The following is a 9,822-nucleotide window of genomic DNA, read 5'->3' as shown; positions in this document are numbered from 1 at the left end:
GTGCCGCGGCCGAGGCGGTTCGAGAGCTGGTAGATGCGGAGCGCCAGCGTCTGGCCGGGCCCGAGCGGCGCACCCCAGTCGGCGGCCTGCTGCGCGGCGGTATAGAGGACGGAGGTCGTGCTGCTCTTCAGCGTCCGCTTGATGGCTGCACCGTCGAGGATCTGGATGTCGTAGCTTTCGTTCGCAGGGCTTGCCTGGCCCCACTGGGGCCAGGGTCCCTGCTCACCCTCCGCCAGCGGCACCTCGACCTGTTCCCAGGCATCGGCGACCAGCGCGCGGGATCGCCGTGTCCAGCTGATGGTCAGATCGCCCGGGCTGCGGGCGGTGCGCCATGGTTGTTCGACATGGACCGGCGCGAAGGGGACAAGACCGCGCCCGGACGGGGTGAAGCCCAGCGCGGCATAGCTCGCGTCACTGAAGGCACGCGCGGCCGGGCCCACACGCCAGTTCCACGGCAGTCCGAGATCGGCCTCGGCAATGGGGAGTGAGGCCAGCGTTGAATCCAGCACCACGACCCGCGCCCCGGCTGGCGCCGGGTTGCCCATCGCATGTTCCGTGCCGCGCTGGCCACGCAACAGGCGTGTCAGGCGATAGCGGCCCGGTGCGATCAGTTCGGCTTGGCCAGCCTGGACGATCTCCCAGACCCCGGCCGCTGTCTCCACGGCCAATGCATTCGCCCCGCCGAACAGCGCGACGTCGGTCACGCTTTCCAGCGTTCCGGACAGGAGATCGACCACCAGCGCGTTGCCCAGATCGAAACGGGAGGTTGGCCCGGGAAACAAATCGAAGGCCAGCGTGCCGATCTGAGCACGGCTCCCGAAGGTCGTCAGGAGGTTGAACCCGTCCGTCGAGGCGCTGCGGAAGACGGCGATCTGGCCCGGCCAGGGGCTGGCATGGGCGGCGATCAGGGGGCGATGGGCGGGCTGGTCCTCGCTGATTTGCGGCCGGTCCAGCATCACCACTTCCGGCGTGCCGAACACGACAGGGCTTGCAATGCTCGCGGGCCGGGAATCGCCGGGCGGCAGGTCATAGGCGGCGCGGTCCTGACGCACCGCCTCGACGCCCCGCGCCTCGGCATCGGCGACAGAGACCAGGCGGAATTCCACTTCGCGGCCGTCATGCGCGAGCCGGATCACGTCGGCGGGGTCGAGCGCCAGCCGCGAGGGCGGCAGGCGGAAGGTGGCGCTTTCCCGGCCGATCCACGCCTCCATCAGTGCGGCGGCAGCGGCGTTCGTTCGGCGGGTGCTCGAACCCGTGGCGCACCCGCCTCACCCTCGGCGGGATCGCCGTGGGGAAGGACTCGGACGCAATGCGGGTGGTGTCGACGGTGATGCTGCGTGCCTCGACGAGGGCCGCGTCATAGTCCTCGTCGGTGCGCGCGACCTGCCACTTCAGCGCCTGGGGCAGTTCGGTCTCCTGGCCGCGGGTCAGTTCGAAGGCCTCGCCCTCGCGGCTGGCAACCAGATCGTCGATGGCCAGCGTGGTGACGGACGCCCGACCGCGCATGACAAAGCGGATCACCCCCTCCGTTTCGATCGCATCGAAGCCGAAATGTCGGGCCAGCGTGGAAATCGACGCGCGAGGGCTTTCGAGAGCGCCGATCACATAGCCCTCGACCGCGCCCCAGAGGCCGGAAACGTCGATGAGGCTCTCCGCCAGCCCGGCGCGCAGGCAGAGATGGCGCACGAGGGCCGCCAGTGACACAGCCCCGAGCCGCCCGGTCAGCCAGTGGCCGAGCCGCCAGTTCGGCCCGTCCGTCCAGATCCCGGTCAGTTCCGGAAAGAAAGGATAGGGTCGCGCGTCCCAGGTCCAGGCGGCGCATTCCGGAACATGCACCATCCGGCCGCCATAGACCGCGGACGTCGGGTTGTTCGTGCCCTGACCCCACCAGAGATACGTCGCCTCAAGATAGGCCCGCTGGATTGCGTCGTCGCGCCAGCCGCGCGAGAAATACGGGGTGAAGCTCTCCGAGGACTTCGGGTCGAAGAAGACGTTCGGCTGGTTGGTCCCCCGGTCGATGGCCGGACAGCCCAGTTCGGTGAACCAGACGGGTTTCGACTGCGGCACCCACTCCGTCGGCGTGCCGCTCTCCACCCCACCCGGACGGTTGAAATGCGGCTCGGACCACCAGGCGCGCAGGTCCTTGTAGCGGAACACCCAGGGCTTGCCCGCGCTGCCATCCGCGATGGGCGTCCGGATCTGCGCCGACCGGTCGGCCTCGGAGGCATAGAACCAGTCGAAGCCCTCGCCGCCCGCGATGTTCGCCTGCAGATAGCCCCGGTCATGGATCGCGGGCCAGCCTTCGAGGGCATCGGCATGATCGAAGCCGTCGCGCCAGTCGGAGAGCGGCATGTAGTTGTCGATGCCGATGAAATCGATGTTGGCATCCGACCAGAGCGGGTCGAGGTGGAAATGGACGTCGCCGCTGCCGTCGCCGGGCTGGTGACCGGAGTATTCCGACCAGTCAGAGGCGTAACCGACACTGGTGCCCGGCCCGAGGATTGCCTTTACGTCGGCCGCCAGCGCCTTGAAGGCGGTGACGGTCGGATAGGTGTTCGCGCTCGACCGGATCGTGGTCAGCCCGCGCATCTCCGAACCGATCAGGAAGGCATCAACCCCACCTGCCACCGCACAAAGGTGGGCGTAGTGCAGGATCATGCGGCGCAGGCCCCAGTCGCCCGAGGGACCGGTCCATGTAACGGTGTCGCCCGAGATCGCAAACTGCGCCGGGTTTGCGGCGCCGAAGAAGTTGGACACCTGCGTCGCCGCGGCAGCGGTCTTGTCTGCGCTCCCGGCATAGCCTGCCGCCGGGGAGCAGGTGATACGCCCGCGCCAGGGGAATGACGGCTGACCGGGCGTCGCGGCACTGTTCGAATAGGGGTTCGGCAGGCTGTTCCCGGGCGGGACGTCCATCAGCAGGAAGGGATAGAAGGTGACGCGCAGCCCGCGCGCCTTCATCTCTCGGATCGCCTGCACAACCGCAAAGTCGGCAGGCGTTCCGCCATAGACCGGCCGATCTTCGACGTCGCGGCTGACGAGATGGGCCGCAACGCGGGACACCCCATTGACCGTCCAGATCTTCGGGCTGGTGACCTTGGTTGCGACCTCGACGCCCGGCTTGATCGTGCAGTTGCCCGCGCGCAGGTCATTGCCGAACCAGGCGACGACCAGACTGACACTCTCGACGGCCGGGGCCATGGCTTGTAGGCGGTCCAGCGCCACGACGATGTCGGCCTCGTCGGGCAGCGCGTTCAGGTTCTCGGCCGAGGAAGTTCCGCCAGTGGTCTGGCCGAACACCGTGGTCGTGGCGCCCACGGTCTTGCGCACAGCTTCGGTGGCATAGGTGAACTCCCCCGAGGCCGGGATCATGGTCACGGCCTTCACCAGCCCCTCGGCAGTGTCGGGGTCGGCAAGCGGCCGGAACACCTCAAAGCTCAGTTGCGGCAGGCGGTTGCCGTAGGTCGAGAGCGGCAGTTCCTCGAAGACGACATAGGCCGTGCCGCGATAGGCGGGGGTGTTGGCTGCGCCCATCTTCGCCGCGATGAACGGGTCAGGCGTCTGGGTCTCATTGCCTCGATACCAGCGCCAGGTGATGCCGGTCATGTCGAGGGGCTTGCCGTCGGCCCAGATGCGGCCGATGCCGGTGATCGGGCCTTCGCACAAGGCGACCGCGAAGGACGCATAGTAGAGATACTCGGTCGTCTTGACCTTGCCGCCACCACCACCCTTGCCGCCGCCCTGCGTCGTGGTCTTCGTCTCCTCGCGGAAATCCGTGGCCCAGATGATGTTGCCGCCGATGCGCATGCGCCCGTAGAGGCGCGGGATGATCGCCCCCTCAGTCGCCGACGTGATGCGCAAGCTGTCGAGGCGCTGGCCCTCGATCTTCTGCGCGGGCGCCAGCGACGAAACGATCCAGCTGTCGACGACCGAACCGATGGTCGACCCGATGAAGCCACCGATGGCGGCCCCGGAAAAGCCGAGGATGGCGCCGCCGAAAGCCCCACCGATGGCGGAACCGACGGCACCGAGGACGAGGGTCGCCATGGGGTTCTCTCAGCGTTGGGGAAACAGAAAGGCGAAGGCGATCTTGCGCGCCCACGCGGGGGTCAGCGGTTCCTCGATCACGCCGAGACGTTCATAGGCGTGGAGGAAGGTGTCGGGGCCGGTGAGGATGCCCACATGCTTGGCGATGGCGCGGGGCATCATGCGGAAGAGGATCAACGTGCCGGGGCCAGCCTCGGATGGATCAAGTTCCGGCATCATCGCCCGCGCCCCATCCGCCAGAACCTCGCGCGGGCCGGTCTCGCCCCAGTCACGGCTGTAGGGCGGGATAGGGAATGGCTCGGGGCCGACCACTTCACGCCAGACGCCGCGCGCCAGACCGAGGCAGTCGCAGCCGACACCGCGGAGGCTTGCCTGGTCGTGATAGGGCGTGCCCAACCAGGACCGCGCGATGGCGATGACGTGGACGGGATCGGCAGCTTTCACAGCACCGCCCCCTCGTGTCCGCCATCCTTCGTCGCATAGCGAAGGACCGCGTCCTGCCCCGGGATGTGCGGGAAGCCTCGGAAGTTCGCGACATTGGCGAACTTCGCAACGCAGGTCGCGATACGCTTGTCGCAGCCCGCGCGGACCACGAAGGTATCCGACGCCGTGATCGGGCGCACTGGGGCTTCCAGCAGAGTCAGGATAGCAATGCCGTCGACAAGGTCATGCGACAGCACCTCGACCCGCCGCCCTGCATTCGCGCCGGTCGACCATTCCACCAGCCCGAAGGCAAACCAGCCGGCGGAGAAGGTGCCGAGGCCGGCGGCCGTGAAGGCACGGTCGCGCAGCACATCGATCACCGCGCCGGTCCCCTTGAAGGCCGGGGCCTCGAGGTTCACGCCGCAGCGCGCATCGCCCAGCGCGGCGTCGCAGCTGGCCTGGAACGTCCGCCCCACGGTCTGGCCGAGGATATGGGCAAGCGACCGCACCTCGGCGACGAATGCCAGCCGCCCTCGCCGGATCTGGCCGATGGCCCCGCGCCGAAGGAGCACACGCTGCGCTGGGGCCGACCAGTTCACCCGCCAAACTTCGACCGCCGCATTGTCCCATCTGCCGTCGAGGATGTCGGTCTCGGTGATCCGGTCGGAGGACAGCACGCCTTGGGCATCCTGCGCATCGACGGACAGGTCCGACCCCGACCGGACCTCGGAGGCGGTCAGACCGCTTTCGGGTTCGAACTCGGTTCCGTCGAAGTTGAGCGTCCGGTCGTGGTCGGTGAAGCCGAAGGTCACACCATCGGCGCGAGTGATGCGCCAGCACCAGGCCAGAGTGGTGGTGCCCTCGTCGAGATGCGCCTGAAGTGTGGGCGGGAGCGCCTTCACTTCCGCCCCCAGCCGCGCCACAGGGCGACCGAGGCCAGCGCCGAGGACACGACACCGCCCGCCGCGCCGGTCAGAGCATAAAGGTTGAACGGGCGCAGATCGAAGTTGCCCGTCACCAGATCGAAATCCGCAAGCCCGGCCATGGCGAGGCCGGAGGCAACGAGGCAGGCGAGACAGACGAGGCCGCGTGCGAAGGTCCAGTTCATGTCGTTTCCTTTCGCGTGAAGAGGTTGGCAAGTCGCTGCCACCAGCTGGGCGTGGTCGTGGGTTGGGCTGGTGGCGGCGTCGGCGTGCCGGTCGGGCGGAGCAAAGCCAGCGCCTCGCTCTCGCTGAGGCGACGGAGCGGTCGCAAGAAATCCACCCTGCCGTTGCGGTCGACCGCCCAGACCGGGATGGTGCCTGTCGGGTAGCGGCCGTCGCGGAACAGATCGCGTTCAGCCTCGCGCCGGGTGCGGATTGCGGCCGGTCGGAGCCAGCCCATGAACCCCTGCGCGGCGGCTGCGCGGTTGCCTACGTTCAGGTGGCGTGTCAGGGCGGCCTTGGCGATGCCGCCTGTGTTGTAGTGGAAGGAAACCAGCGCATCGAACTCATGGGGTTCGAGCGGTACTTTTACGGCGCGCAGCACCTCGGACTCGTAGGCGGCGAGGTCGGTGCGGAAGAGCCGGAAGGCCTCGCGGATGCCGGCATCGAGATCGGCAGGCATGCCGCGCGGCATCTGCGCCGGATCGGGCGGACCGGCGGCGGCGGTGTGGCCGATGCCGAAGGTCCAGATGTCCTTCACATCCAGATAGGGTCCGGGCACGACGCCTTCGTGCCGGATCAGGGCCAGCAGGCCCCGGTCGGTCATGTGCATGGGATCACCCGAAGATGGAGGAAAGGATGAGGATCAGGGCGGCGACCAGAAGGCCGATGCGCAGGCGGTGGCTGAAGGCTTGTTCGGGATCGGCTGCGTCGCAGCGGATGGCGCGCGCAAGGCGGAGAAGTTCATGCATCGGGGGTGCCCCCCTTGCCGCTGCGCAGCCGGGCGAGGACGACCTCGATGAAGGCGGGGCCGAAGACGCCGACCAGATAGGCGGCCGAACCCGCAGCACCTCCGGCTGGAATGGCTTCGGGCGGCAGGCCGAGCCAACGGGTGACGAGCGCCATCGACAGGCTGCCCATCCCAGCCGCGATCAGCCCGCCGAGCAGATGTGGCGCAGCGCGCTGCGCAGCCGCATCCGTGTGGTCAGGGCGTTGGTGGCCCCGCCCAGAGCGCCCCAGGCGGCAAGGATGACAGCGGTGGAGGTCGCCAGATCGCGCAATGCCGCGGCGATGAAGCCGGTTTCTTCGTTCATCGCCGGATCTCCAAGAGCGGGATGGATGTGATCGACCCCAGCCGCTCGAGGTCGAGGGTGACGTCGAGCATGTCGGTGTCGAAGCGGACGGGAACGTCGAATTCGAAGCCCGCAGTGATCGCCACGCCCGCGGCGGGGGCGGTGGCGAAGGTGACGAGGCCGGTCGCGGTCGAAACCGACCAGCCTGTGGCCTGCGGCGTGCCGTTCAGGGCGATGGTGACGGTCCCGGCGACGGGCTTGGCGATGGTGCGGCTCCAGGACTGCGCGCCGGAGGTGTAGCGCTTGGTCAGATGAAACAGCGTGGCCGCCCCATCGCCGGTGCCGATGGGCTGGTTGGTCGGGCCCGGTGTCTGTGATGGCAGGCAGGATTTGAAGTCGGCCCAATCCTTGAAGCGGAAGCCGTGGAGGCGGCCATTGCGGGCCTCGAAGAAGGCGACCACCGCCGCCAGATCGTCGGCGCGGCGGATGCCGTAGGCGACATCGTAGCGGCGGCGGCTGTTTGCCCAGCTCGCATTTCGCTCTTCGGCACCACTCGTTAGTTCGACGATCTGCGTGCGCCGCTCCGGGCCGCCGCGCGCGCCACGGCTGATGTTGTCCGGAAACCGAACCTCGTGAAATGCCATGGCTGGTCCTCACATGCCGCGCCGACCCAGCGACACGGCGCGGGCGATGTCGCTGGCAACCTGCGTGCGCGACTGGCGAAAGCTCTCGGCGTCGCGGGCGTTGATCGTGACATTGACGGTGGAGGCGCCCGCTTGGCCGTACCCTGCCGCCTCGCGCCGGGAGAGCACCCGCTCGCCGCGTTGCAGGATCGCGGGTACCTCGTCGGGCCGCAGCCCGGCCCAGCCGCCGCTGTGCATTCGGGGGGCGCCCGCGAAGGCCAAGGCCGGGACCATTCGGCCGGGACCTTGTGCACCAACCATGCCGCCCGCATGCAGGATGTTCGCGAAGGTGAGCGGGGACCGTGGCCCCAGTGGGGCCGCGTAAGCCCCGCGAACGCCCGCGCCGCCAATCGCGCCAGCCAGCGCGTTCGCAATGGGGCCGAGGATGAAGCGGCGGACGGCGAGCTTGGCGAGGTCGGCGATCATCGACGTGACCAGATCGCGGAAGTCGAGCTTGCCGGTCTTCACGAAGTCACCGATGGCGTTCTCGGCCGAGGTGAAGGCCCCGACCAACGTGCTGCCGATATCGCGCGCCTTGGCTGCGTAGTCGGCGAGGGCGGCGGTGACGGCCTGCCAGCCGGTCAGCGCGGTGTCCGCGCCCTCGGCCGCTGCTGCTCCCGCGTCGCGCGCGGCCCCGCCCGCGGTATCGGCGGCGGTGGCGGTATCGTTCAGCTCGGACGTGAGGGCATCGGCCGCGCCAGCCGCATCCGCCAGCGCTGTCTCGGCTTCCGTCCCCGTGCCGCTCACAGCATCCTTCAGCGCCTGCCAGCTGGCCAGCGGCCGACCGGCGGCATCGGCAAGCATCCGCGCGGCCTCGCGATATCCATCAGCCCGGGCGCGGGCATCGTCGGCCATGGCCCCGAGGCCGAGGTCAGGCGGTTCGAGATAGGTCTTGGCCAGCGCGGCCGAGAAGGCGTCCGCGGCAGCTGCACCGGCTGCGGTCGCGGCCCCCTCGAAGGGATTGCCGATGCGGCCCAGTTCCACCGGATCGAGGATGCCGATCCGGACACCGCCCTCGCCGATGGCCCATTCCGGCAGCAGAGACAGCGCCGCGTTCAGCGTCTCGATGAAGCTGTTGATCCGGGTGCCGACGCCGTTCAGCATTGCCTCGACGCCCGAGATCAGCCCGTTTGCGGCTTGAAAAGCGAAGTCAGCGATGGCGCCGGGCAGGCTGCCCCAGATCGCCACCGCCGCGTCGTATGCTCCTTGGAAGATTGCCGCCGTCCGGTCGCCGAAGCTGACGACGCCTGCAATCGTGCCTTCGAGCGCCGAAAGACCCGTCGCCTTCAGCCCTTCCCATCCGGCCGCCATGCGGGCGAGGGCCGCGTCCAGCGACAGGCCGATGCGGGACCAGACCTCGCGGGCCAGATCGCCCAGCAGGCGGAACGCCTCGCCGACCCCGCCCACTCGGGCCACCAGTTCCGAGAACTGGTAGACCAGCTCGCCCGCACCGACGATCAGCGCCCCGATGCCCGTGCGGATGAGCGCCCCGCGCAGGAACATGAGCGCCGTGGCGAGGCCGCGCACGGAGAGGGCGGCGGCCGCCATCCCGGCCACCCAGCGCCCGGCCATGACGGTGGCGAAGGTGATCGTATAGGTGGCGAGGCGGCCGAGGTTCTCGAAGAGCATGGTGATCGCCTGCCCGATGGGCCCCGTAGCCCGCGCCATGTCGGCGAGCCTGGTGGCCACCGTTTCCAGCGCAGGGGCGACGGCGACGGTCAGGCGGTTGACGAGGCCGGTCCAGATCAGGCTCAGCCGCGCGATGGCATCGCCCGTCCGCTCGATCTGCGCCGCATCCGCCGCGCTGATCGCCACCCCGAAATCCTGCACGTCGCGCGCCGCATCCCGCAGGGTCGCGCTGTCGATCCGCAGGAAGGCAAGCGCCGCCCGGTCGCCGAAGAGGTCCGAAGCGACCGCCGCACGTTCGGCCTCGGGGACATAGCGGGTCAGCGCGTCCTGGATCGCCACGATACGCTGGTCGAGCGGCAGGGCCTGCAGCTCGGCCGCCGTCAGGTTCAGGCGCCGCAGCGCGCCGACCGCCGCGCCGGAACCACTGGCCGCTTCCGACAGGCGATTGGTCAGGCGCTGCGTTGCCTGCTCGATCTGGCCCATCGAGACCCCGGCCAGTTCCCCGGCCCAGGTCAGGGTCTGGATGCTTTCGACGGTGGTGCGCATCGACTGCGCAAGCTTCGCCTGCGCGTCGATGTTGGCGAGCCCCGATCGGACCATTGCCACCCCAGCCGCCGCGGCTGCTGCGGTGACGGCTGCCAGCGCGATCCCTGCCTTGCGGGCAAATCCAGCAAGGCGCGTGTTGGCCAGTTCCATCTCGGTGGAGAGACGGCCGAACCCGCGCGCCCCGGCCTCGCCGATCCCTTCCAGTTCGGCGCGCACCTGGCGGCCGCCCACGGCGGCGAGCCGGACGGAGACGCGTTTTTCGGCCATGGGATCGGGGCTCCA

9 protein-coding genes and 1 pseudogene are annotated in these 9,822 nt (G+C 69.2%); all 10 read right to left on the bottom strand.

Annotated features, from left to right (window positions below; genetic code table 11):
- Window positions 1–4,044, bottom strand: a pseudogene (locus tag G8O29_RS16870) (baseplate multidomain protein megatron); the annotation flags it as partial.
- 9 nt (window positions 4,045–4,053) lie between these two features.
- Window positions 4,054–4,488: an NlpC/P60 family protein gene (locus G8O29_RS16865; protein ID WP_166404386.1), complete on the bottom strand. Its 435-nt coding sequence runs from the start codon at window positions 4,486–4,488 to the stop codon at window positions 4,054–4,056.
- Window positions 4,485–5,369: a phage/gene transfer agent baseplate hub protein gene (locus G8O29_RS16860; RefSeq protein ID WP_166404385.1), complete on the bottom strand. Its 885-nt coding sequence runs from the start codon at window positions 5,367–5,369 to the stop codon at window positions 4,485–4,487. The genes G8O29_RS16865 and G8O29_RS16860 overlap by 4 nt, the downstream gene beginning before the upstream one ends.
- Window positions 5,366–5,575 carry a hypothetical protein gene (locus tag G8O29_RS16855; protein WP_166404384.1) on the bottom strand — a complete coding sequence of 70 codons (210 nt, stop codon included), beginning with the start codon at window positions 5,573–5,575 and terminating at the stop codon, window positions 5,366–5,368. The genes G8O29_RS16860 and G8O29_RS16855 overlap by 4 nt, the downstream gene beginning before the upstream one ends.
- Window positions 5,572–6,222, bottom strand: coding sequence for a lysozyme (locus tag G8O29_RS16850; protein ID WP_166404383.1), 651 nt, complete (start codon window positions 6,220–6,222; stop codon window positions 5,572–5,574). The genes G8O29_RS16855 and G8O29_RS16850 overlap by 4 nt, the downstream gene beginning before the upstream one ends.
- A 4-nt stretch (window positions 6,223–6,226) precedes the next feature.
- Window positions 6,227–6,361 carry a hypothetical protein gene (locus tag G8O29_RS18745; protein ID WP_302848586.1) on the bottom strand — a complete coding sequence of 45 codons (135 nt, stop codon included), beginning with the start codon at window positions 6,359–6,361 and terminating at the stop codon, window positions 6,227–6,229.
- The gene (locus G8O29_RS18595) at window positions 6,354–6,530 is read right to left on the bottom strand and encodes a hypothetical protein (protein WP_242679153.1); all 177 of its coding nucleotides are present in this window, start codon (window positions 6,528–6,530) and stop codon (window positions 6,354–6,356) included. Before G8O29_RS18595 ends, G8O29_RS18745 begins: the two co-directional genes overlap by 8 nt.
- Window positions 6,531–6,541: 11 nt before the next feature.
- Complete coding sequence (locus tag G8O29_RS18590; RefSeq protein ID WP_242679152.1) at window positions 6,542–6,703, bottom strand: hypothetical protein; 162 nt, start codon at window positions 6,701–6,703, stop codon at window positions 6,542–6,544.
- Window positions 6,700–7,326 (bottom strand): DUF2460 domain-containing protein, encoded by a 627-nt coding sequence (locus G8O29_RS16840; protein WP_166404382.1) that lies wholly within the window; start codon window positions 7,324–7,326, stop codon window positions 6,700–6,702. The genes G8O29_RS18590 and G8O29_RS16840 overlap by 4 nt, the downstream gene beginning before the upstream one ends.
- 9 nt (window positions 7,327–7,335) lie before the next feature.
- The gene (locus tag G8O29_RS16835; RefSeq protein WP_166404381.1) at window positions 7,336–9,807 is read right to left on the bottom strand and encodes a phage tail tape measure C-terminal domain-containing protein; all 2,472 of its coding nucleotides are present in this window, start codon (window positions 9,805–9,807) and stop codon (window positions 7,336–7,338) included.
- Window positions 9,808–9,822: the final 15 nt, after the last annotated feature.

It is taken from the genome of Rhodobacter calidifons (genome assembly GCF_011174775.1).
Lineage (GTDB): Bacteria > Pseudomonadota > Alphaproteobacteria > Rhodobacterales > Rhodobacteraceae > Tabrizicola > Tabrizicola calidifons.
This window is presented reverse-complemented; position numbering and strand designations above follow the sequence as displayed.